General features: G+C 70.3%; 19 protein-coding genes. 11 read left to right on the top strand and 8 right to left on the bottom strand.

Going from position 1 to position 22,386, the window contains the following annotated elements:
• Positions 1–11 precede the first annotated feature (11 nt).
• Both ACIBW9_RS34490 and ACIBW9_RS34485 read left to right on the top strand, forming a co-directional pair.
• A complete protein-coding gene (locus tag ACIBW9_RS34490) occupies positions 12–569 on the top strand; it encodes a HEAT repeat domain-containing protein (protein WP_398960948.1) in 558 nt (185 codons plus the stop codon).
• Positions 570–1,281: 712 nt separating this feature from the next.
• Positions 1,282–2,256, top strand: a complete 975-nt coding sequence (locus ACIBW9_RS34485; protein WP_398960947.1) for a TauD/TfdA dioxygenase family protein — start codon at positions 1,282–1,284, stop codon at positions 2,254–2,256.
• Between the two features lie 9 nt (positions 2,257–2,265).
• Here ACIBW9_RS34485 and ACIBW9_RS34480 read toward each other — a convergent pair whose 3' ends face one another.
• The 4 genes from ACIBW9_RS34480 to ACIBW9_RS34465 form a co-directional block, all read right to left on the bottom strand.
• Positions 2,266–3,300: an LLM class flavin-dependent oxidoreductase gene (locus ACIBW9_RS34480; RefSeq protein WP_398961012.1), complete on the bottom strand. Its 1,035-nt coding sequence runs from the start codon at positions 3,298–3,300 to the stop codon at positions 2,266–2,268.
• Positions 3,301–3,399: 99 nt separating this feature from the next.
• On the bottom strand, positions 3,400–4,905 hold the full coding sequence (locus tag ACIBW9_RS34475) for a metallophosphoesterase family protein (protein ID WP_398960946.1): 1,506 nt from the start codon (positions 4,903–4,905) through the stop codon (positions 3,400–3,402).
• A gap of 295 nt (positions 4,906–5,200) precedes the next feature.
• Positions 5,201–6,124 (bottom strand): MHYT domain-containing protein, encoded by a 924-nt coding sequence (locus tag ACIBW9_RS34470; protein ID WP_398960945.1) that lies wholly within the window; start codon positions 6,122–6,124, stop codon positions 5,201–5,203.
• 105 nt (positions 6,125–6,229) lie between these two features.
• Positions 6,230–6,718: a hypothetical protein gene (locus ACIBW9_RS34465; protein WP_398960944.1), complete on the bottom strand. Its 489-nt coding sequence runs from the start codon at positions 6,716–6,718 to the stop codon at positions 6,230–6,232.
• A gap of 623 nt (positions 6,719–7,341) precedes the next feature.
• On the opposite strand from ACIBW9_RS34465, the gene ACIBW9_RS34460 reads away from it, so the two are divergent.
• Together ACIBW9_RS34460 and ACIBW9_RS34455 are read left to right on the top strand one after the other, a co-directional pair.
• Positions 7,342–7,866, top strand: a complete 525-nt coding sequence (locus ACIBW9_RS34460) for a hypothetical protein (RefSeq protein WP_398960943.1) — start codon at positions 7,342–7,344, stop codon at positions 7,864–7,866.
• A 285-nt stretch (positions 7,867–8,151) separates the two neighbouring features.
• Entirely contained in the window at positions 8,152–10,545 is a 2,394-nt protein-coding gene (locus ACIBW9_RS34455) for a M4 family metallopeptidase (protein WP_398960942.1), read from the top strand.
• A gap of 58 nt (positions 10,546–10,603) precedes the next feature.
• Here ACIBW9_RS34455 and ACIBW9_RS34450 read toward each other — a convergent pair whose 3' ends face one another.
• From ACIBW9_RS34450 to ACIBW9_RS34435, 4 genes are all read right to left on the bottom strand, one after another.
• Positions 10,604–11,803, bottom strand: a complete 1,200-nt coding sequence (locus ACIBW9_RS34450; RefSeq protein WP_398960941.1) for a glycoside hydrolase family 64 protein — start codon at positions 11,801–11,803, stop codon at positions 10,604–10,606.
• A 168-nt stretch (positions 11,804–11,971) separates the two neighbouring features.
• Positions 11,972–12,727: a dienelactone hydrolase family protein gene (locus ACIBW9_RS34445; RefSeq protein WP_398960940.1), complete on the bottom strand. Its 756-nt coding sequence runs from the start codon at positions 12,725–12,727 to the stop codon at positions 11,972–11,974.
• A 126-nt stretch (positions 12,728–12,853) separates the two neighbouring features.
• Complete coding sequence (locus tag ACIBW9_RS34440; RefSeq protein ID WP_390697832.1) at positions 12,854–13,474, bottom strand: L-threonylcarbamoyladenylate synthase; 621 nt, start codon at positions 13,472–13,474, stop codon at positions 12,854–12,856.
• Positions 13,475–13,483: 9 nt separating this feature from the next.
• Positions 13,484–13,981, bottom strand: coding sequence for an FBP domain-containing protein (locus tag ACIBW9_RS34435; protein WP_398960939.1), 498 nt, complete (start codon positions 13,979–13,981; stop codon positions 13,484–13,486).
• A gap of 99 nt (positions 13,982–14,080) precedes the next feature.
• Between ACIBW9_RS34435 and ACIBW9_RS34430 the strand changes: the two genes are divergently transcribed.
• From ACIBW9_RS34430 to ACIBW9_RS34400, 7 genes are all read left to right on the top strand, one after another.
• Complete coding sequence (locus ACIBW9_RS34430) at positions 14,081–14,659, top strand: TetR/AcrR family transcriptional regulator (protein ID WP_398960938.1); 579 nt, start codon at positions 14,081–14,083, stop codon at positions 14,657–14,659.
• 16 nt (positions 14,660–14,675) lie between these two features.
• Positions 14,676–15,860: a GDSL-type esterase/lipase family protein gene (locus tag ACIBW9_RS34425; protein WP_398960937.1), complete on the top strand. Its 1,185-nt coding sequence runs from the start codon at positions 14,676–14,678 to the stop codon at positions 15,858–15,860.
• Between the two features lie 110 nt (positions 15,861–15,970).
• Positions 15,971–17,506: a helix-turn-helix domain-containing protein gene (locus ACIBW9_RS34420; protein ID WP_398960936.1), complete on the top strand. Its 1,536-nt coding sequence runs from the start codon at positions 15,971–15,973 to the stop codon at positions 17,504–17,506.
• Positions 17,507–18,087: 581 nt separating this feature from the next.
• The gene (locus ACIBW9_RS34415) at positions 18,088–19,437 is read left to right on the top strand and encodes a transaminase (protein WP_398960935.1); all 1,350 of its coding nucleotides are present in this window, start codon (positions 18,088–18,090) and stop codon (positions 19,435–19,437) included.
• A gap of 51 nt (positions 19,438–19,488) precedes the next feature.
• On the top strand, positions 19,489–19,929 hold the full coding sequence (locus tag ACIBW9_RS34410; protein WP_398960934.1) for an Lrp/AsnC family transcriptional regulator: 441 nt from the start codon (positions 19,489–19,491) through the stop codon (positions 19,927–19,929).
• Between the two features lie 62 nt (positions 19,930–19,991).
• Positions 19,992–20,228, top strand: a complete 237-nt coding sequence (locus ACIBW9_RS34405) for a hypothetical protein (RefSeq protein ID WP_099926203.1) — start codon at positions 19,992–19,994, stop codon at positions 20,226–20,228.
• Between the two features lie 317 nt (positions 20,229–20,545).
• Positions 20,546–22,276, top strand: a complete 1,731-nt coding sequence (locus ACIBW9_RS34400) for a fatty acyl-AMP ligase (RefSeq protein WP_398960933.1) — start codon at positions 20,546–20,548, stop codon at positions 22,274–22,276.
• Positions 22,277–22,386 lie beyond the last annotated feature (110 nt).

Genomic DNA, 22,386 nt, shown 5'->3' with positions numbered 1-22,386 from the left:
AGGAGGACGACATGCCGACAGCCGAAACCGTCACCGGCGCCCTCGTCGACGCACTGGGCAGTGAGCCACGGAGGCCGGGCGCCTTTCGTGAACTCCTGCGGCGAGGGGCGGAAGCCGTGCCCGAGATCCGCCGAGGCCTGAGGCACCCGCATCCCCGGGTGCGGGAGGAATGCTGCAGGCTTCTGGACCAACTGCTGGTGCCCGAGGCACTGGACGAACTGACCGCCATGCTCGACGACGCGGACGCGCGGGTACGGGTGGCGGCGCTCCACGCCCTGTCCTGCGACCGCTGCAAGGCGGACACGGACGCCTGCCGCCCCGACCCCGCCGTGCTCCAGCCGCGTGCGATCCAGCTCCTGCACCACGACCCGGACCCCCACGTCAGGGCCATGGCCACCGAACTCGTAGGGCGATGGGTCCACAGTGCCTCGCAAGCCGTCGCCGCCCTGATGCGCTCCCGAGACGAGGACCCCTCGCCGGCGGTGCGTAAGAAGGCGAGCTGGTACACGCCGGGCGGTGCCGTCCATCGCCGGACGGCGCCGAAGATCGCGCGCACCCTCCGGGTTTGATCGGCAGGGGCTTCGAACGTCGCGCACTTGGGGGGCGGAATGCCGCGCGAGTGGGGTGGCGTGTGGGCAGCGGCCGCGGTGCGCGTGGAGGAGTGTGTGGGGCACAGGATGACCGTCGCATTGGACGCCGGGTTGAGGCGCCCTACGGGGTACTGCCCAACACCCGACGGCGCTGAAGACCGCGCGTACCTTTCGGGCTGATGGTCAGGAGGTTTCACATATCCGGAGGTCGTGGGTGAGCCGGCCTCAGCGGGTGAGCCGGGCCGCGTCTTTGCGGTGGCCCCGGTGCGCCGCGGGGTGCGGGGTGGGAGCACAAGGTGACCATCGCGTTGGAAGACGGGGCGGTGCGCGCCCGGCGGTGCCGTCCGTCGCCGGACGGCGCTGAAGATCGCGCGTACCTTTCGGGCTGATGGTCAGGAGGTTTCACACATCCGGCAGTCGGGGGTGGGCCGGCCTCAGCGGGTGAGCCGGGCCGCGTCTCGGCAGTGGCCCCGGTGCGCCCCGGGGTGCGGGATGGGAGCACAAGGCGACCATCGCGTTGGAAGACCGGGCGTACCGTTCGGGCTTGATCGACAGAGGCCACGAACGTCCGGCAGTTGGGGGTTTCGGGACGGCCTCGCCCGGGGGCACAGGACGTCCGTCGTGTTCCCTGGGAAGATCGGATACGGCGGCCGGCCGAGCGGAGTCGGTCCGGGTGATCGGCGGAGTGCGGATGACGACTGAGCGGGACATGGTGGCGGGGGTCGAGCGGACCGCGGGTATCGAGGTGAAACCGGTGGCCGGGCACATCGGGGCCGAGATCGTGGGCGTCGATCTGGCCGCTGACCTGGACGACGCCGTGGTCGCCGCGATCCGGGCGGCGGTGCTGCGCTGGAAGGTGGTGTTCTTCCGCGGGCAGCGGCTGGACCACGCCGGGCACGTGGGGTTTGCACGCAGGTTCGGCGAGCCCGTCGTGCTGCGCAAGCGGGGCAGCGCCTCGCCGCCGGACTTCCCCGAGGTGGAGACCACCGCCGACCGGCTGGAGCTGGGCGGGAAGTTCGGCATGGAGCACGAGGAGTGGCTGCAGCGCCGCCGGCACACCCTGCTGCGCGGCTGGCACTGCGACCACGGCGCCCGCATCGACCCGCCGGCCGCCACGATCCTGCGCGCCGAGACCGTCCCGCCGTACGGAGGCGACACGACGTGGTCGAACCTGGCGGCCGCGTACGCCGGACTGTCCGGCCCGGTACGGGAGTTCGTGGACGGGCTGCGGGCCGAGCACCGGCTCGGCGTCGGCTACCAGCCGAGGCCCGGCGACGACGCCTACCTGCGGCACCTGCTGGACCATCAGGTCGCCTCCGTGCACCCCCTCGTGCGGGTCCACCCGGAGACGGGGGAGCGCGTGCTGTTCGTCAACGGCTACTACCTCGAGCACATCACTGACGTCTCCCGTCCGGAGAGCCGGGCGCTGCTGGACATGCTGCTGGAGCAGGCGGTGCGGCCCGAGTACACGGTGCGGTTCCGCTGGGAGCCGGGCAGCGTGGCCTTCTGGGACAACCGGGCCACCATCCACCTCGCTCCCAGCGACAACGCCCACCTGGGCTTCCCCCGGATCATGCACCGGGTGATGCTCACCGGCGACGTACCGGTCGGCGTGGACGGCCGGCCGTCGCAGCCGCTCGTCGGGACCGAACCCGGCCGCTGGTGACGCAGGACCTCAGGCGGCGGGCTGCCAGCCGAGCGCCGGCCCGAGCTTCGTGGCCATGTCGGTGAGGATCTGCACATAGTCCTCGTGCTCGAAGGTGAACGGCAGCGCGAACGCCACCTCGTCCACCTCGCGGAACGCGGCATGGGCGTGGAGGCGTTCGGCGATCTCCTCGGAACTGCCGACGATGTCCGGCGCGAACAGCAGTCGGGCCGGGCCCTGCGGCGAGGCCGTGCGAGGGGTGCGCTTGGCCGCGAACTCCTCGTACTTCGCGCGCTGTTCGGGCGAGGCGGAGTCGGTGGGGATGACGACCAGGCCCTGTGAGACGCGGGCGTCGTCGCCGTCGGGGTGATGGGCGCGGAAGGCGCGGATGTGGGAGAGCTGGATCTCCGCGAAGTCGAGGTCCGACCCACCGTCCGCTCCCTCGGCCTTTACGACACTGCTGGTCAGGAAGTTCATGCCGTGCTCACCGGCCCAGCGCGCCGAACTCAGGCTCCCGCCGCCGTACCACAGCCGCTTGCCCAGGCCGGGGGAGTGCGGCTGCACCCGGTCGCTGAACACCTCGAACCCCTCGACCCCGCTGAAGTCCGTGGCGCTCTTGCCGCGCACGAAGTCCAGCAGCCGCCGCACCCGCTCGTAGGAGAAGTCCTCGGCCTCCGCCGTGTCGGGATACAGCGCCTCCTTGACCTGGTCGTAGTGCATCGGCGGGCCGACGCTCACACCGGGGTTGATGCGGCCCCCGGACAGGATGTCGACCGTCGCCAGGTCCTCGGCCAGCCGCAGCGGGTTCTCCCAGCCCAGCGGGATGACCGCGGTGCCGAGCTCGATACGGGTGGTGCGCTGCGAGGCCGCCGCCATGACGGCGACGGGGGACGAGATGCCGTACTGGAGGTGCCGGTGGCGCAGCCAGGCGCTGTCGAAGCCGAGCCGCTCGCCCAGCTCGATGATCTCCAGCGTGGACTCGTGGCCGCGGCGCGGATCCGCCTCGTCGAACAGGCCGATGGTCAGGAAACCCAGCTTGCGCAGGGGGCGTGAGGTCGGCGGCACGGGCTCCTCCATGGTTGTTTGATGTATCAAGTATTACGGCGGTGCCAACCAGGCGGGCGCGGGAACTGTTCCCCCTGCTCGGGTCAAGATCAGGTCATCTCAGGTCAGCGGAATGGTGACCTCGTCCTCGACGGGCGGTTCGATCTCCTGCGCGCGGTTGCCGGTGGCCGCGTAGCAGCGCAGGTGGATCGCCTCCGGGGTGACGTCCAGACGCAGGAACTGCTTGAAGAACGGCGGGCTGTACGTCGCCGAACTCGGTGAGAACAACTGCGTGTAGATCTTGCGCACCGGCAGGCGGAAGCGTGACGTGCGGTCGGGGCGGCCGCCGGCCCCGAGCAGACTGGCCACGATGCGGATGCGGCGGGTGACGCGCACCGCTCCGCCCGGGGTACGGGTCGGCGGGATGCCGAGCCGCTCGGCGATCACGGCCATCGCCTCGTCCTCGGTGAGCGTGAAGAAGCGGCGCAGGTGCAGCCGCCGCCCGTAGAGCCTGCTGTAGAACGCGAGGGAATCACCGCGCAGCGGATAACAGCGGAAGTCCTTCTCGGTGACGTCCGCGATGCCGATGCGGGGGATGGTGTGCGTGGCGTGCATGAACGCCCCGCCGCCGCCCGAGACCACGTACTGGATGGTGCGGCCGTCCACCTGGACCGGGTAGCGCTGGTAGTTGTGGATGTCGCCGCCGATCGCCGCCACATAGTGGTGCTCGGGATCGCGGACGATGTCGTCGACGGTGCCGTTGCCGCCCTCGATGGTGCAGGGATGGTGCTCACCGTCGACGTACAGGGGCGATCCGGTGATGAGGATCTTGGGGCGGGGGCCCTGGGAGACCTCGCGCAGCCAGGCGCCCTGTTCGGCGTCGATCGTGCCGAGGAGGCCGGTGTCGATGCCTATGATCCGCAGGGGTCCGGCATCGATGGCCCAGTACGGGCCCGGCTGAACGGCCTGCTGGGCCTGCGCGGAGCGCAACTGGCGGGCCTCGTCCAGGTTTTGACCGTCGGTGGGGCGCGGCCGGTGCCACAGGAGCGAGCGTATCCAGGCCCGGCTCAGGGGGCGCGGTGCCGGCTCGGGGACGAGGGGCGGGGCGTCCCCGCAGAAGACGCGCATGAAGGCGCCGAGGTCCTCGTACCAGTCGTGGTTGCCGGGTACCGCGTAGATCGGCGCCTGGTAGTCCTGGTAGGGGCGGAAGAACTTGGTGGCGTAGTCGTCCGCGCTGCCCACCGGGTAGATCACGTCGCTGGCGACGACGGCGAAGTCCGTGCCCTGACCGACCTTCAGGAACCCCGGCACGACGGCGTACTGGGGATCGTCGCCCTCGCCGGTGTCACCGATGACCATGAAGGAGAAGCGGTCCGCGTCCATGCGTCGGATCACCTTGTCGGCGGGCGCACCGGCCGCCTCGCGCTGTGCCACCCATCTGCTGCGGGTACGGCCCGTGGGGTCCCCGAACCAGGAGGCCAGTACGCCGTTGCGGGCGGCCCACAGCGTCCTGGGATTGAGCCAGGAGAGCTTCTCGACGTGCTGCGGCATCAGCCGCTTGTAGTCACCGCGTTCTGTGGTGCCCCAGCCGGCGCCCTGGGCGGTATCGCGTGAAGAGTCAGACACCGGTGAACCGTAACAACGATCACGTGGCGGACGGGAAGAGGGTGCGGGCACTTGGCGCGCCGAACCGGGCGTGCCTGCGCACATACGGGGCCGCACGTGGCACGGGAGGTGCTCTGCCGCAACTCGCCGTGGCACTACGGCAGTCGGGTCGCCCGAGCTGCCAAGGGGCCGACCTGCCCAGCGACTTGTCTTCCGAGCCCGATTGCCGGATGCGCCTCGGACCGCCGTTGCAAGTGCCGCCCGACGCACCCGGCCTGGGGCGGACGTCCCCTCCGCCCGCGACGCCCGCTGCAGTTCACCACTCGTGGCTGGGCGGCGGTGCCCACTGCGGCGCGGGCGGGGTGGTGGTCCCGTACTGCCCCTGCCGGGGCCGTGCAGGAGCGACCTGCCCGCCGAACGGGGCGATGGTGTGCTGAGGTGCGGGCTCTGTCGACTGATCGGCGACGGAGGTTCGGCGCGCTGGGGCCGACCTGTTCCACTCGCCGTCGCCCAGCACCAGAAGCGGGTCGAACATGACCACCACACCGGCCAGCAGCAGGAAGACGGTCGGGCCCAGGAGCATGGGCAGCAGTAACGAGGTGGGCGAATCGCCCGTCCAGGCCCGATTGCCGTCGCCGTGCACATGGACGCTGACGGCGGCCATGGCCGTGTAGTGCATGCCGGAGACGGCGACCCCCATGACCAGACTGGCCCCGAGACTCGTCATGAAGCCCCGGACGGTGACAGCCGCCCACAGTGCGGCCGTCGCGGCGACGATCGCGACGGCGACGGACAGGGCGACGGTGAGCGGGTCGTACCGGAAGTCACCGTTCACCTCCACTGCCGCCATGCCGAGGTAGTGCATCGCGGCCACGCCGAGACCGGTCACCACGCCCGCGACACCCAGCGTGACCTTGTCGGCACCCCGGTAGCCGACGATGAACACGCCGATGCCGACCACGACGATCGACACGCCCAGGCTGAGCAGGGTGAGCCCGGTGTCGTATCGGATCCCGGTCTCCTCGACCTTGAACCCGAGCATGGCGATGAAGTGCATCGTCCAGATCCCACAGCCGATCGAGGCGGCACCGAGCGCCAGCCAACCCGGCTTCCAGGACTGCTCGTTCAGCAGGGACCGCACGATGCACCGCAGTCCCAGCGCCCCTCCCAGGCAGGCCATCAGATAGGCCGCCACCGGGGTCACCGCACCATAGCGGAACCCGTCAATCGTGCCTTGCATCTGCCAACTCCCCCCAGAGGCCTGGCAATTTGTGGAGCCAGGTCTACGGGTAAGAGCCGCGTAAAGGCAAGGGCTTACCAGTGGTAACTGAATAACTCTCAACTATCAGGGGTTGGCTCCGGTCGCAAAGGGGCGAGTTCCGGCCAAACATCGACGACTTCGGGGCATGTGCCGACCTGAGGTGCCTTCGACGTAGTCCTCACGACAGACGCCGCGGATGAGACCGGTGCTGCCGTACGTGCGGAAGTCGCCGGTCGTGCGGCACGCGGGCACGACGCTGGACGACGCGGTGGGCGTCGAACCCATCCCGTACTTGTCGACGTCACTGGAGAGCGCGGCCACGTTGAGCAGAAGCGGCCGGATGTCGATGCGGGCGTCGTGTGCCGGCCCGCACAGATCGTTCAGGGCGACCATCATGTCCCGTGCGTCGCGGCCCTGATCCGCCACGGACATCTCCAGCAGTCGCTGCCGGAACCCCTGGGGCGTGGGCGCGAAGGGCAGTGTCGTCGCCCAACAGAACGAGTGGCAGCGCTCCAGGAGGGCACGCAGTGCGGCCCGGACGTCGTCGGGGCCCTCCTCGTCGAGCGAGAGCACGTCCCGTAACGCCTCCTCGGCCTCCGGTCGGGTGCCTGCCTCGTCCAGCGGGCTCGGGCCTTGCTGTTTTTCGCATCCAGTCGGGGTCGGTGAGATCCACCGGCCTGCTCGCGATGGGCTCGAGGCGGGCATCGATCACTTCGACCCGTTCTTCGAGTTCCGCCAGTTCCCCCATCGTGCTTGGCTCCCGTCCGACCGTCGGTGGCATGCCGCGGGCCGCCCTCCTTGGCGGGAGGCTGGGGTCGTAGGAGCACAGGGCGCCTCGGCCCGGCCCGTAGACGGACCCTTGACGGCGACGACGCGGCAGGGGCCAAGCCGAGTTCGGATCGGCCGCCGAGCAGATCGGCGTCGCGCGGGCTGCACTTCCCCCCGGCCCCGTGCGGGCGGCGGGCCGACCGCCGAGGCTCGGCGCGAACCCGAAGCGCGCAGCCCGAGCCCCGAGTTACCCCCAAGTTATCGAACACCCAAGCGCACCCCAGGCGTTGGGCGGCTGAAAGCCAAGGGGTGGCAAGGATTCAGTGAGGTCACTGATTCTTCACTTCGTATTTCTACCCGCATAGACCCCGCGGTGCTGTCATGCACACACCCGCCCGGAATCCCGGGCCCATCGCGGGAGAACCCCCATGCGTGCCATGCGCCGCCTCACCGCCACCACGGCATCCCTCACCCTTTCCGTCGCCGGCCTCATCATCGGCACAGGCTCGGCCGCACACGCGGCCAGCTGCTCGCAGTCCTATCTGCCGCTGCCGGACCCGACCTGCCAGCCCGGCGCCTACAACCCGGACGTCACCCAGTCCACGATCGACTCGACGATCTGTGTGTCCGGCTGGACCGCCACCGTGCGCCCCTCCACCTCGTACACCAACGCCCTGAAGGTCAAGCAGATAGCGGAGTACGGCTACTCGGACACCAGCACGGCGGACTACGAGGAGGACCACCTCGTCCCGCTCGAACTCGGCGGCGCGCCCAAGGATGCGCAGAACCTGTGGCCGGAGCCGCGCTACGGCGACGAGACCGCCGCCAGCAAGGACTCGGTGGAGACCAAGCTCAAGAAGGCCGTCTGCAATGGCACGGTCACCCTCGACGACGCGCGCAGCGCCATCGCCAGCGACTGGACCACCGCCCTGTCCTCCCTCGGTCTCAGCTGACTCTTCGGCGGCACCACCTGGCGGTCTGCCCGCATCCCCAGCGGGCGGGCCGCTTCGCCGTACAGCGTCGTACACGTCCCCACAGAGGGGTAACCCTCGAATGACCGGAACTCTACTGACATGGACCGGTCAAGACTGTCATCCTCCTCCCCAACCGCCGCGCCCACCCCCCACGTTCTCACCACGCAGTGACGATCCCGCACAGCTCGGCTCGTCCCGGGCGGTACACCCGTCTGCCCGGTCTGTCACCGGCCGCCCCACGCGGTCGCAGCAGTAGGAGAACGAGTGAGACGCATCCCCCGCAAGCGGACAGCGGTCGGAGCCCTGGTCTCCACCGCGGCCTTCCTCGCCGTCGGTATCCAGTCGGTCCCGGCGGACGCGAAACCCGCCGCCCCCCATCCCAGCCCCCTGCGCGCCGGGGGACTGGAGGCGAAGCTGACCCCGGCGCAGCACGGCGCACTCATCAACAGCGCCAGGCAGAAGGCGACCGCGACCGCCCGCACGATAGGTCTCGGGGCCAAGGAGAAACTGGTCGTCAGGGACGTCGTCAAGGACAACGACGGCACGCTGCACACCCGCTACGAGCGGACCTACGCCGGCCTCCCCGTCCTCGGCGGCGACCTCGTCGTGCACACCCCGCCGACCTCCCTGGCCGCCGGCACGGTGAGCACGACCTTCAACAACAAGCACACCATCAAGGTCGCGTCCACCACCGCGACCTTCACCAAGGCGGCCGCGCAGACCAAGGCCCTCAAGGCGGCCAGGTCCCTGCACGCGGAGCGGCCCACCACCGACAGCGCCCGCAAGGTCATCTGGGCGGGCACCGGCACCCCGAAGCTGGCCTGGGAGACCGTGGTCGGCGGCTTCCAGGACGACGGCACGCCCAGCCAGCTGCACGTCATCACCGACGCCACCACCGGCAAGGAGCTCTACCGCTACCAGGGCATCAAGACGGGCACCGGAAACACCCAGTACAGCGGCACGGTCACGCTGAACACCACGCTGTCGGGTTCGACGTACCAGCTGTACGACACCACCCGCGGCGGCCACAAGACGTACAGCCTCAACAACGGCACCTCGGGCACCGGCACCCTGATGACCGACTCCGACGACGTCTGGGGGACCGGGTCGGGGTCCAACACGCAGACCGCGGGCGCGGACGCGGCCTACGGCGCCCAGGAGACCTGGGACTTCTACAAGAACACCTTCGGCCGCAGCGGCATCAAGAACGACGGCGTCGCCGCCTACTCCCGGGTCCACTACAGCACGGCGTACGTCAACGCCTTCTGGGACGACGACTGCTTCTGCATGACCTACGGCGACGGCTCCGGCGGCACCCACGCGCTGACCTCGCTGGACGTTGCCGGACACGAGATGAGCCACGGCGTCACGTCCAACACGGCGGGGCTCGAGTACACCGACGAGTCCGGCGGCCTCAACGAGGCCACCTCCGACGTCTTCGGCACCGGAGTGGAGTTCTACGCCAACAACAGCAATGACGTCGGCGACTACCTCATCGGCGAGAAGATCGACATCAACGGCGACGGTACCCCGCTGCGTTACATGGACAAGCCGAGCAAGGACGGCGGCTCCGCGGACAGTTGGTACTCCGGCGTCGGCAACCTCGACGTGCACTACTCCTCCGGCCCCGCGAATCACATGTTCTACCTGCTGTCCGAGGGCAGCGGCACCAAGACCATCAACGGTGTCACCTACGACAGCCCGACCTCCGACGGCGTCGCCGTCACCGGCATCGGACGGGCCGCGGCCCTGCAGATCTGGTACAAGGCGCTGACGACGTACATGACGTCCAGCACCGACTACGCCGGAGCCCGCACCGCCGCCCTCAATGCCGCCGCCGCGCTGTACGGCACCGGCTCCACCCAGTACGCCGGTGTCGGCAACGCCTTCGCCGGCATCAACGTCGGCAGCCACATCACCCCGCCCTCCTCGGGCGTCACGGTGACCAACCCGGGCAGCCAGTCCTCGACCGTCGGCACGGCGGTGAGCCTGCAGATCTCTGCGAGCAGCACCAACAGCGGCGCGCTGACCTACGCCGCGACCGGACTGCCCACCGGTCTGTCGATCAACAGCTCCACCGGCGTGATCTCCGGGACCCCGACGGCGGCCGGCACCTACAGCACCACCGTCACGGTGACCGACTCGACCGGCGCCACCGGCACCGCCTCCTTCACCTGGACCGTCAGCTCGAACGGAGGCGGCGGCTGCACCTCGGCCCAACTCCTTCGCAACCAGGGCTTCGAGTCGGGCAACACCATCTGGACCGCGACCAGCGGCGTCATCACCAACGACAGCGGTGAGTCGGCGCACGGCGGCTCCTACTACGCCTGGCTGGACGGTTACGGCACCACTCACACCGACACGCTGTCCCAGTCGGTGACCATCCCGAGCGGCTGCAAGGCCACGCTCACCTTCTATCTGCACATCGACACCTCGGAGACCACCAGCAGCGTCGCCTACGACAAGCTGACGGTCACCGCCGGATCGAAGACCCTCGCGACGTACTCGAACCTCAACGCCGCCTCCGGGTACGCGCAGAAGTCCTTCGACCTGTCCTCGCTGGCAGGCTCGACCGTCACCCTGAAGTTCAGCGGTGTCGAGGACTCCTCGCTGCAGACCAGCTTCGTCGTCGACGACACCGCGCTGACGACCGGCTGATCCAGCCGCACGGAACCGGGCCTCACCCTCGTCCGCCGCGGTGTGAGGCCCTTCGTCGTCAGTTGAACGGGTCGAGGGTCAGGTTCGCCTGCTGCGGGGTGCCGTCATGGACGAGCGACTCGTGGTTGCCGACGTCGTCGAAGGCGAACGCGTAGGCCTTGCCGTCGGCCATCTGCGCGTGGATCGCGCGGGCGTACTGGTTGGTCACCGCGTCCTGGTAGAAGTTCGCCGAGGACGTGTCCGGCTGGTTGGTGTTGACCAGCAGAGTGGAGCGGTTGAAGCCGGCGCACAGGGTGCGTGAAATGGGGCCGCGTACCTGGTCGTTGGGCGCGTCGAGCAGTTTGTGGCAGCCGAAGACGCTGTCCGCGTCCGGTTTCTGGAAGGTGGTGACCACGTTTCCGGAGCCGTCGGTGAAGTTCATGACGCCGCCGGAGACCCTGCCGTAGTACTTGGTGTTCGGCTGGTTGCCGAACGGTGTCACGGTGAGGGGCGCCGATGTGTACTTCTGCCAGACGCGGTTGATGTAGTCGTCCATCACGGACGCCGGGAGCGCGCCGGACTCCAGTCCGTGCCCTGGTGCCAGCGCCCGCAGCACCGTCCCGTCGGAGCGGGTCTGGACCAGCCCGGCCCAGCCGCCGGACTTCCCGCGCAGATTGTTCAACACGCCGTTGTAGCCGCCCCGCTTGAGGTGACCGGTGGTGGCCGTGCTCCCGCCCGCCCCCTGGACGCTCACCGCGTAGGGCGCGGAGAACATGTCGACCTGTGTGCTGTTGAGCCACAGACCGGAGTCGTTGAGTGTGTACTCGGACCAGTTGAACAGGATGTCGTGGTTGGGGTCGCTCGGGTTCTGCACGGCGGGCTGCACAAGACCGCCGGTGGTCAGCTTGAACACGAGCTTCTGTCCGTAGGAGAAGTAGATGCGTCCGGAGAACTTGGGGATCCGGATCGTCCTCGACTGGCCGGAGGCCGGTCCCGTGATCGACGCGTCCGGCGCGGGGGTCGGCGGGTTGCCGCCGGCCGGCCAGGCGTGGAACGTGCCGTTCGCGTCCGCCCAGCCCTGCTGGCCCGTCGAGAGCAGGGTGCCGATCGTGTAGACGTAGACCGCGTCGCCGCGGCCGGAGTTGTTGGTCACCTGCAGCGGGATCGTGTCGGGCACCGCCGCCCTGGCGGACGAGGGTGCCTGGATCGCGATCACTGCGGCGACGAGGGCGGCTGCGGCTGTGGGGGCCGTCAGACGGCGCCTGAGCTTGTGGTGCACGCTCCACCTCCGTGTGTGGGGTCACTCGAGGGGATGGGCCGAATTGGTCCGTACCTGTTTGAGAGCGCTCTCAAAGTGGCACCGGAGTTGCGTGCATGTCAATAAGGGTGACGTCGGGGAAACGAAAGGCGCCCGCGGGACGAACCCGCGGGCGCCTGCGGCGACTTGTCAGAAGGTCCGCTGGAGAAGGTCGAGGAGCGCTTCCCAGTGGCGCTCGGCGGCCTCCTTGTTGTACGAGGACGTGTCGGCCTGCGTGTACCCGTGGTGCGCGCCGGGGTAGACCTCGCAGCGGTGCCGGACACCTGCCACGGTGAGCGCGTCCTCCAGGCGCTCGATCTGCTCCGGGGGCAGCGACGGATCGTTGTCGGCGTGCCCGAAGTACACCTCGGCGGTGATGTTCGCGACCACGGAGTGCGGGCTGTCCGGCTCCTCGGTCGCCAGCTGGCCGCCGTGGAACCCGGCCGCGGCGGCGACCCGGTCCGGGTAGGTGCCGGCGGTGATCAGGGACAGCCGCGCCCCCATGCAGTAGCCGGTCAGTGCGACCGGGCCGTCGGTGACGAGGGGCGATTCGGCGAGCCACTGCAGATACGCGGCCGCATCGCGCTTGGCGAGGTCGGGGGTGACGGACATGACCAGCGGACCGACCTTGCCCCAGATCTCCGGGCGGGCGGCCGGGTCGATGAACTCGGGCAACTCGACGACGGGCGTGCGCCCGTGCCGGTAGAACACATTGGGCACCAACACCGTGTACCCGGCCTCGGCGAGCCGGTCGGCCATCGACTTCAGATGGGGGCGGATCCCGAACGCGTCCATGTAGAGCAGGACGCCGGGCCTGGCACTGCCGTCGGCCGCGTGCGCCACATAGGCGTCGGCGACGCCGTCCGCGGTGGGGATGTCAACGGTGGTTCCTCGTACGGAGGTCATGGGGGCTGCCTCTCTGCGCGCTCGGCGCCGACCAACTCATGTGGCCCGACGGGCCGGTCGCGGTCATCGTTGCACGTGCCACCCGACCCGGTGAAAGGGGCCCCCGGCCTGGGGAGATGCTGGAGTTCACTCGAACCGCGAGGTGTCCCCGGCTCCCCGCCGTACGATCTCCGCCTCGCCGCCCGAGAAGTCGATGACCGTCGTCGGCTCGGTGCCGCAGTCCCCGGAGTCGACCACCCCGTCAAGGACGTGGTCGAGGCGGTCCTTGATCTCCCAGCCCTGGGTCATCGGCTCCTCCTCGTCGGGCAGGAGCAGCGTGCTGGACAGCAGCGGCTCGCCGAGCTCGGTGAGCAGGGCCTGGGTGACGACGTGGTCGGGGATGCGCACACCGACCGTCTTCTTCTTCGGGTGCTGCAACATCCGCGGCACCTCCTTCGTCGCCGGCAGGATGAAGGTGTAACTGCCGGGCGTCGACGCCTTGATGGCGCGGAACACGTCGTTGTCGACCCGCACGAACTGGCCGAGCTGCGAGAAGTCCTGGCACACGAGGGTGAAGTGGTGCCGGTCGTCCAGATGGCGGATGGTCCGGATCCGCTCGATGCCGTCACGGCTGCCCAGCCGGCAGCCCAGGGCGTAGCAGGAGTCCGTCGGATACGCGATGAGCGCATCCGCGCGGATGCTGTCGGCGACCTGGGCGATGGTGCGCGGTTGGGGGTTTTCGGGGTGCACGTCGAAGTACTTCGCCATTCGCCGAGCTTATGCCGTGCCGACCTTGGCGACGAACGCGGCGACGTTCGCCACGGTGCGCCTGATCTTCTCCTCCAGGCTGATCGTCTCGTGCAGCCGCGCCCCGACGCCCGCGTCCCGCTTGCCCCGCACATACAGCGAGCACGCCAGGTCGCTGCAGATGTAGGCGCCCACCGAGTTGCCCTGCTGTCCGGCCTTGCCCGCCTTCGGCGCGACCATCAGGGAAACGCCACCGGAGTGGGTGGTCAGGCACATCGAGCACATGCTGCGCCGCGTCTGCCCCACGGTGGTGCCGGAGCCGCGCAGTGCGACGGCTCTCGGCAGGCCGTCTCCCCACTCGGTGACGAGGTAGGCGCGGTCGGGGGCCTGGGGGTCGCGCCAGCCGAGGAAGTCCAGGTCCTCCCAGGGCCGCTCGGCCAGGTCACGGGGGACCGACAGGCGCTTTGCCTCGCCCTTGGTGCAGTTCACGAAGGCGGCGCGGATCTCTTGCTCGGTCAGCGGTTCCATAATCTCACGCTAAATTGCCTAAAAGCTTTAGGCAAATGCATAATCGACTCTGGAGATTCGGCTCTGGCCGAGCAACTCCGGTGAGAGAGGAGGGCGGCCATGGCGCGCGTCGGGCTGACCACGGAACGTGTGGTGCGGGCAGGAGCGGAGCTGGCGGACGAGGTCGGCTTCGACCAGGTGACCGTCTCCGAGCTGGCCCGCCGCTTCGACGTCAAGGTGGCGAGCCTGTACTCGCATGTGACCAGCTCCCAGGACCTCAAGACGCGGATGGCCCTGTTCGCCCTCGAGGAGCTCGCCGACCGGGCAGCCGACGCCCTCGCCGGCCGTGCCGGAAAGGACGCCCTGATCGCCTTCGCCAACGCCTACCGCGACTACGGCCGGGAACACCCCGGCCGCGCGGCCGCGGCCCGGCTGCGGCTGGACCCCGAGACCGCGGCCGCCAGTGCAGGCGTCCGGCACGCCCGGATGACACGCGCCATCCTGCGCGGCTACGACCTGACGGAACCGGACCAGACGCACGCCGTAAGGCTGCTTGGCAGCGTCTTCCACGGCTACTCGAGTCTCGAGACGGCGGGCGGCTTCAGCCACAGCGCCCCCGACTCGCAGGAGAGCTGGACGCGGATCCTCGACGCCCTCGACGCCCTCCTGCGTAACTGGCCCACCGCCCCGACCCTTTGACCGACAGGCTGAGGACATGCCCACCGAGCACGACTGGATCACCACGCCCGTCACCGCCGAACTGCTGCGCGGCGCCCTCGACATCGAGCACACCGAGCACGGCGTGCTGCCGCACCGGCTGCCCGCCCGGGCCCGCGCTCAGTGCACCGATCCGCAGCTGGCCAGCGCCGAGTCCCAGCCCTCGGGCGTACGCCTGGCGTTCCGCACCCGCGCGAAGGCCGTCGAACTCGACGCCCTGCCCACCAAACGCGACTACGTCGGCGCCCCGCCCCGTCCCGACGGCGTCTACGACCTCCTCGTGGACGGCCGCCCGGCCGGCCGGGGCACTGTCGCGGGCGGCAACACCGTGACCATCGACATGGTCGCCGGCACGGCCGAACTGCGGCCCGGCTCCGTGGGCACGCTCCGCTTCCCCGACCTGCCCGACGGGGAGAAGGACGTCGAGATCTGGCTCCCGCACAACGAGACCACCGAACTGGTCGCCCTGCGCACCGACGCCCCCGTGGAGCCCAGCCCGCCCAGCGGCCGCAAGGTGTGGCTGCACCACGGCAGTTCGATCAGCCACGGCTCCGACGCGGCGAGCCCCACCACCACCTGGCCCGCGTTCGCCGCCTCCCTGGGCGGCGTCGACCTGATCAACCTGGGCCTGGGCGGCAGCGCGCTGCTCGACCCGTTCACCGCGCGCACCCTGCGCGACACCCCGGCCGACCTGATCAGCGTCAAGATCGGCATCAACCTGGTCAACACCGACCTGATGCGCCTGCGCGCCTTCACCCCCGCCGTCCACGGCTTCCTCGACACCATCCGCGAAGGACACCCCACGACACCGCTGCTCGTCGTCTCGCCCATCCTCTGCCCGATTCACGAGGACACGCCCGGCCCCACCGTCCTGGACTTCACCACCCTGAGCGACGGTCAACTGCACTTCCAGGCCATGGGCGATCCCGAGGAACGAGCGAGCGGGAAACTGGCCCTCGGTGTCATCCGGGACGAGCTGGCCCGTATCGTCACCCAGCGATCGGCCGAGGACCCGAACCTCAACTACCTTGACGGCCGCGAACTCTACGGCGAGTCCGACCACGACGAACTGCCCCTGCCCGACCAGCTCCACCCGGACGCCGACACCCACCTCCGCATCGGCGAACGCTTCGCCTCACTGGCCTTCGCCCCGGGCGGCGCCTTCGCCGACCCCACCGCCTGAAAGGCCCGCTCCCTGTCGCACCCCGTGGGTATGCGGCCACCGCGCACCCGTGAGGTAACGTCCCCGACCGAAACGCCGAGGTCGATGCGATGGACTAGGAGAAGGCCGAGATGGCAGGCCGAAAGGACGGGGCCCGCCCTGACGAGGTGACGGGCGCCGACGGCGGCCCGACATGGGCGCAGGAACTGCTCGACCACCTGCGCCCCACGGGCCGGGACGTCCGCAGGGTCGTCGCCTGGCTCGCGGAAGCCGTGCAGGGGACGGCCTGGCTGCAGGACGGCACCGGCCGGCTCCTCGCCGGAACGCCGACACCGGTGGACGAGAACCTCCTCGCGGACCTCGTCTCCGGCCGGATCGCCTCCGCGGCCTGGGACGACACGGGACGTCATCTGCGGCTCGTCCGGGTGGAGCAGCCGCCGCCCGCCCCCGTCGGCGTACTGGCCGTGTCCCGCCCGGCCCCCTTCGACCGCCGGACCTCCGAGATCGTGACCCACACCGCCCAGGTGGCCGAACTCCTGCTCAGGGCACGTGAGTCGACCACCGCCGGACGCCGTCTCCAGCGCGCCACCTCCGATCTGCGCCTTGCGATCCTGCAACTGCTGATGGTCGAGGACACCGTCGCCGCCCGCCGTGTCGCCGCGGGTCTGTGGCCCGGCCTGCTCGACACCGACACCGCCTGCGTCTACGTCCTCGAAGGCTGCGCCGAGGAGCGCGACCGGCTCGCCGAGGAGTGCCTGACCGCGACGGAGGAGCAGGTACTGGTCGTGCGCTGTCCCGCCGTCGATGCGCACGTCATCGTCGTCGCTCCCGACGACACGGCCGCCGCGGAACTGCGCTGCCTGATCGGCCGGCGGCCGGGCACCTTCCTCGGCGGCAGCGCCCCGCAGAGCCTCGCCCGTACCGCCACCGCCTACGGACAGGCCGTCAGCGCGCTCGCCGTCGCCCGCTTCCGCCCCGACAGGCAGGCCGTGTACGCCGAACGCACCCACCCCGAGCGCCTGATGGACCCCGCCGAGCTGCACGGCTGGACGACCCACGTACTGCGGCCGCTGGACACCCTGCCCCACCACACCCGCGCCGAACTCCTCGCCACCACCCGGCTGGGCCTGGAGTTCACCGCGGTCAACGCCGCCAAGGTGCTCGGCGTCAGCCGCAACACCGTCCGCGCCCGCATGGAACGCGTCGAGGCCCTGCTGCAGACGGACTTCTCCGATCTCGCCGCCCGCGCGGTGGTGCACCTCGCGCTCAACACCTGGATCGGCCTCGCGACGGAACCGTACGAGAGCGGCCCCGCCGCAACGGGTCACCCCCGGCTCGGCAAGCTGCTGGCCGGCCCCGCCCTGCGCACGTGGGCGAGCGACCTGCTCGCCCGTCTCGATGCAGACGCCCGCGATCTGCGCCGTACCCTGCGCACCTGGATCGCCGCCGGGGGCAACGCCGAACGCGCCGCGCAGATCCTGGGCGTTCACGCGCAGACCGTACGGGAACATGTGCGCGGCGCGGAACCCGTCCTCGAACGCCAACTGCTCGCCGCCGGCAGCGACCTCTACGAGGTCGTCCTCGCCCATCTGGCCCTCGGCGACCTCGACCACCCCGACCTGCGCCGGACGAACCGGGACCATCCGGACTCACCTGTGCACGGGTGAGCCGCGCGGACACCGCAGCGGGCACCGGCGCGGTTCACAACGGATCCATCCGGCACGTAAGTTCGACGGACCGCGGGGGCACGACCGGAACGGGGGACCGGTCGGGCCCCCTTGCGTTTCCACACGCGCAGCCGCACCGGCACTTCCGGCCCGCCGGACGCCCCCGTGCACACCGATCCCGAACGCGCGGCGAACTGCACTGTCAGCGAGTCGATTGACCGGTGCACCCGCAGCGTCTCGTCACAGCTCCTGATCGCTGAGCCGGTCGCTGGTCGCGGTGGGCGATCAGAGCCGGCACACCCTTGAGACCTGCTGCTGAGCGCATGCGTCCCGGTAGCCCCGCGGTGACGGCCTCCACCCGTGCCCGCATCTCGTCGGTACGCCGCCCCCGGCGGGGATGCCGCCCGCCGGCGCGACGGGTACGACCGGGCCGAGGGCCCCGGTCGAGCGGGCGAGGTTTCCCGCTCCCGAACGCGTGATTCGATCGCCATGGCAACAGATTCCGCGTTATACCCTTGATGAATCAAGGATTCCCTTCATACGCTCCGCGGGTTCCGTCGTTCTCAGAGTTCGGGGATTCCATGGACCGCGCCCGTTTGCAGGACCTGCTCGCCCGTGAGAAGGAGCAGGCCGCCCATCGCTGCCCGCGTTCGAGGGACGCCTATGGGCGGGCCGACCATCTCTTCGGGCGCGTGCCGATGACGTGGATGAACAAGACGGCGGGCGCCTTCCCCCGCTACCTGGCCACCGCCCGCGGCGCCCGCGTCACGGACATCGACGGGCACGAGTACGTCGACTTCTGCCTCGGTGACACCGGAGCGATGGCCGGTCACTCCCCGGACGTCGTGGCCGATGCCGTCCAGCGCCGGTTCGCCGATCTGGGCGGGGCCACCGCGATGCTGCCCACCGAGGACGCCGAATGGGTCGGTGCCGAGCTGACCCGCCGGTTCGGCCTCGCCCGCTGGAGCTTCTCGCTGACGGCGACCGACGCCAACCGGTGGGCGATCCGGCTCGCCCGGGCCGTCACCGGCCGCCCCAAGATCCTGGTGAACAGCTACAGCTACCACGGCAGCGTCGACGAGTCCCTCATCGTCGTCGACCCCGACGGCAGGGGCGCGGCCCGCCCCGGAAACGTCGGCGCTCCCTGCGACGTGACGCTGACCAGCCGCGTCGCGGAATTCAACGACCTGGAACAACTGGAGCGCGAACTCGCCCACGGCGATGTCGCCGCCGTCCTGATGGAACCCGCCCTCACCAACATCGGCATCGTGCTGCCCGAACCCGGCTACCTCGAGGGTGTCCGGGCGCTGACCCGCCGCCACGGCACCCTGCTCATCAACGACGAGACCCACACCTTCTCCGCCGGGCCGGGTGGCTGTACCGCCGCCTGGGACCTGGAGCCCGACCTGCTCACCATCGGCAAGGCGATCGGCGGCGGCATCCCGGCCGGCGCGTACGGCCTGTCCGCCGAGCTCGCGGACCGCCTCCTCGACCGCGCCGACCTCGACCTGGTCGACATGGGCGGGGTCGGAGGCACCCTGGCCGGCAACGCCCTGTCGGTCGCCGCCATGCGCGCCACGCTGGAACACGTCCTGACCGAGGAGGCGTTTGCCCGCATGACCAAACTGTCCGAGCGCTTCGAAGCGGGCGTACGCGCGGGCATCGACGCCCACGCGCTGCCCTGGTCGGTCAGCCGGCTCGGCGCCCGCACCGAATACCGCTTCGCCTCGCCCGCGCCCCGCACCGGCACGGAGTCCGCAGCCGCCGGCGACCCCGAACTGGAGGACTTCCTCCACCTCTACCTGGCCAACCGGGGCATCCTGCTGACCCCCTTCCACAACATGGCGCTCATGTGTCCGGACACCACCGACCAGGACGTCGACCTCCACACCGAGGTCTTCGCCGCCGCCCTGGCCGACCTGGCCGGCTGAGCGGCACCGAGGGAACCGGGCAAGCCGGCCGGAACAAGGAGAGCGACTCACGTGGACGACATCGACCGGGCCATCCTGCGCGAACTGCAGACCGACGGGCGCATCGCCTACGCCGACCTCGGCCCCAAGGTGGGTCTCTCGGCCTCCGCGGCCCGCCAGCGCCTGCAGCGGCTGCTGGACACCAAGGCCGTGCAGGTCGTGGGCGTCACCGACCCGATGTCCATGGGCGGGCAGGCCATGGCCCTGCTCGGCATCGGCGTGGACGGCGACCCGCGCGCGGTCGCCGACGCGCTGGCCGCTCGCTCGGAGGTCGTCTACGCGGTGCTGACCTCCGGCGGCTTCGACCTGTTCGCCGAGGTGGTCGCGGCGGGCCCGCGCGAACTGCTGGACTTCGTCAACGACGTCGTACGGCCGATCGAAGGGATCCGGCAGATCCAGTCGTTCCCGTACTTCGGCATCCACACGCACCGTTTCCTGTGGGACGTCGGCTGATTGCCTGGTGCGGGACGGGTACTCGGACAGCCCCGGAAGGACAACCGCTGGAGGAGGTCCGCATGACCAGCAGCACGGAGACCGGCGGCGTGACCGGTACGCCGGACAAGGACTACAACCTCATCTGGTACGTGGAGGCGTGCCTGAGCAACGCCCTGCGCCTGGAGACCTACATCCAGGACGCGGAACGCGAGAAGGACACCGAGGTGGCCGACCTGTTCCGCAAGGCCCAGGCGGACAGCCGCAAGGGCGCGGAAATCGGCAAGGGACTGCTGCGCGGACGCCTGAACGGCGGCTGACACCGGCTTCCCGCCCTCAGGCCCGGCCCCCGTGCACGCCGCGGGGCCGGGCCTTCTTCATGCCCAACTCCCGTTCGACACCCAGCGTTTACAGAGTTCGGGTCGACGGGCCGAACAGAGTTGCTACAGTGCTACTCGCCGGTAGCAAGTTGTACGGGGCACGGGGGGCCGGCATGTCGCCACTCCCCGGACGGATGGTCGAGTCGCACACAGTCCGGCAAGGGGGCCGGACTGCCGGCGGCTGCTGTGCACAGGTGTCGCGCGGCCCTCGAACTCCAGTTCCCCGCCCGCCGATTCAGACAGGTGAGACTCTTCCCATGGCCCGTTCCCTGGTCGACTTACTGACCGAGCACGCCACGCAACAGCCCGACCGGACCGCATACCGCTACCTCGTCTCAGGCGACTGCGACGGAGAGATCCAGGAGATCACCTACGCGCGGCTCGCCCGCCGTTCCCGGGCCGTCGCGACCTGGCTGCAGGAGCGTGGGCTGACGGGTTCCCGCGCCATGCTGCTGCACCCGCCGGGCCTGGGGTTCATCAGCGACTACCTGGGCTGTCTCGCGGCCGGTGTCGTCGCCGTGCCCGGCGTGCCCCCACAGGGCCGGGCGCACAACCATCGCGCCCTGACCCGTACGAGGCGTCTGCTGGCCGACGCGGACGTCAAGGTGATCCTCGGCGGCCGGGACGTGGTCACCGCCCTGGCCGGCATGGCGGAGCACCTGCCCGAGCTGGCCGGCATCACCTGCCTCACCACCGAGGACATCCCCGACGAGGCCGCCGACGCCTGGCGCGCCCCCGACCTCACCCCCGACTCGGTCGCCTTCCTCCAGTACACCTCCGGCTCCACCTCCGCCCCCAAGGGCGTGGCCGTCACCCACGGCAACCTGCTCGACAACGAGCGGATCATCACCGAACGGATGGGGCACACCCCGGAGGTCATCGAGGAGTACGGCCGCGAACTGGTCGTCAGCTGGCTGCCCGTCTACCACGACATGGGTCTCATCGGGCCGGTCCTGAACACCGTCTACCTCGGCCTGACCACCACCCTCTTCTCCCCGCTGCACTTCCTGCAGCGGCCCGACCGCTGGCTGAGGGCCATCAGCCGCTACCGACCGCACACCAGCGGCGGCCCCAACTTCGCCTACGAACTGAGCCTGAAACACGCCACCGACGAACTCGTCGACGGCCTCGACCTGAGCTCGTGGAAGGTCGCCTTCAACGGCGCCGAACCGATACGCGCCGCCACCCTGCGCCGCTTCACCGACACCTTCGCCCCCGCGGGGTTCCGCCGCGAGGCCTTCTACCCCTGCTACGGCCTCGCCGAGGCGACCGTGATGGTCACCGGCGCCGCCGTGGACGCCCCGCCCACTCTCCTCGCCGCCCAGGACCTCGCTCCGCACGCCGGTGAGGCGGACGCGGCCGCGGTCGGCTGCGGCCGTCCCGGCCCCGGCCTCACGGTGACGGTCGCGGACCCGGAACGGGGCACGGAACTCCCCGAGGGGCAGGTCGGCGAGATCTGGGTGAGCGGAGCCAGCGTCGCCAAGGGCTACTGGCGCAACGCCCTGGCCACCCGCGAGACCTTCCGCGCCACCCTGCCCGGCCGCGAAGGCCGCTTCCTGCGCACCGGCGACCTCGGATTCCTGCGCGAGGGCGAACTCTTCGTCACCGGCCGCCTCAAGGACCTGATCGTCATCGACGGACGCAACCACTACCCGCAGGACCTGGAGCTGTCCGCCGAGATGTGCCACCCGGCCCTGCGCCCCGGCTGCACCGCAGCCTTCTCCGTCCCCACCGACGCAGGAGTCGAAGGGGAGCAGGTCGTCCTCGTCGCCGAGGTGGCCCCGGACGACGCGGGCGACTCGGAGAAGATCACCGACCTGGTCCGCAGCGCGCTCGGCGAGGCCCACGGTCTCTCCGTACGCGAGGTCGTCCTGGTGCACCCCGGCACGATCCCCAAGACCTCCAGCGGGAAGATCCAGCGCCACGCGACCCGGACGGCCCACCTGTCCGGCTCCCTCTCGTCGGTCACCGCACCCGCCGCGCGCTGACCCCACCCGCCCGCGCCGCCCTGCGGCACAACTCCCGTACCCCGCTTGTCCGTTCGGCCGCCCGTGGCACCGTCACGCCCCGACGGCCGTATCGCTCGTACGGAAAAACA

Source organism: Streptomyces sp. NPDC049541, from assembly GCF_044465725.1.
Classification (GTDB): Bacteria; Actinomycetota; Actinomycetes; order Streptomycetales; family Streptomycetaceae; genus Streptomyces.
The sequence above is the reverse complement of the archived record's forward strand: the minus strand, read 5'-3'. Positions and strand labels throughout refer to the sequence as shown.

What these genes read in the sequence shown, in the direction of transcription:
- ACIBW9_RS34490 (WP_398960948.1), top strand. Translation starts at nt 12, where the DNA reads ATGCCGACAGCCGAAACCGTCACCGGCGCCCTCGTCGACGCACTGGGC.
- ACIBW9_RS34485 (WP_398960947.1), top strand. Translation starts at nt 1,282, where the DNA reads ATGACGACTGAGCGGGACATGGTGGCGGGGGTCGAGCGGACCGCGGGT.
- ACIBW9_RS34470 (WP_398960945.1), bottom strand. Translation starts at nt 6,124, where the DNA reads ATGCAAGGCACGATTGACGGGTTCCGCTATGGTGCGGTGACCCCGGTG.
- ACIBW9_RS34460 (WP_398960943.1), top strand. Translation starts at nt 7,342, where the DNA reads ATGCGTGCCATGCGCCGCCTCACCGCCACCACGGCATCCCTCACCCTT.
- ACIBW9_RS34445 (WP_398960940.1), bottom strand. Translation starts at nt 12,727, where the DNA reads ATGACCTCCGTACGAGGAACCACCGTTGACATCCCCACCGCGGACGGC.
- ACIBW9_RS34440 (WP_390697832.1), bottom strand. Translation starts at nt 13,474, where the DNA reads ATGGCGAAGTACTTCGACGTGCACCCCGAAAACCCCCAACCGCGCACC.
- ACIBW9_RS34435 (WP_398960939.1), bottom strand. Translation starts at nt 13,981, where the DNA reads ATGGAACCGCTGACCGAGCAAGAGATCCGCGCCGCCTTCGTGAACTGC.
- ACIBW9_RS34430 (WP_398960938.1), top strand. Translation starts at nt 14,081, where the DNA reads ATGGCGCGCGTCGGGCTGACCACGGAACGTGTGGTGCGGGCAGGAGCG.
- ACIBW9_RS34425 (WP_398960937.1), top strand. Translation starts at nt 14,676, where the DNA reads ATGCCCACCGAGCACGACTGGATCACCACGCCCGTCACCGCCGAACTG.
- ACIBW9_RS34420 (WP_398960936.1), top strand. Translation starts at nt 15,971, where the DNA reads ATGGCAGGCCGAAAGGACGGGGCCCGCCCTGACGAGGTGACGGGCGCC.
- ACIBW9_RS34415 (WP_398960935.1), top strand. Translation starts at nt 18,088, where the DNA reads ATGGACCGCGCCCGTTTGCAGGACCTGCTCGCCCGTGAGAAGGAGCAG.
- ACIBW9_RS34405 (WP_099926203.1), top strand. Translation starts at nt 19,992, where the DNA reads ATGACCAGCAGCACGGAGACCGGCGGCGTGACCGGTACGCCGGACAAG.
- ACIBW9_RS34400 (WP_398960933.1), top strand. Translation starts at nt 20,546, where the DNA reads ATGGCCCGTTCCCTGGTCGACTTACTGACCGAGCACGCCACGCAACAG.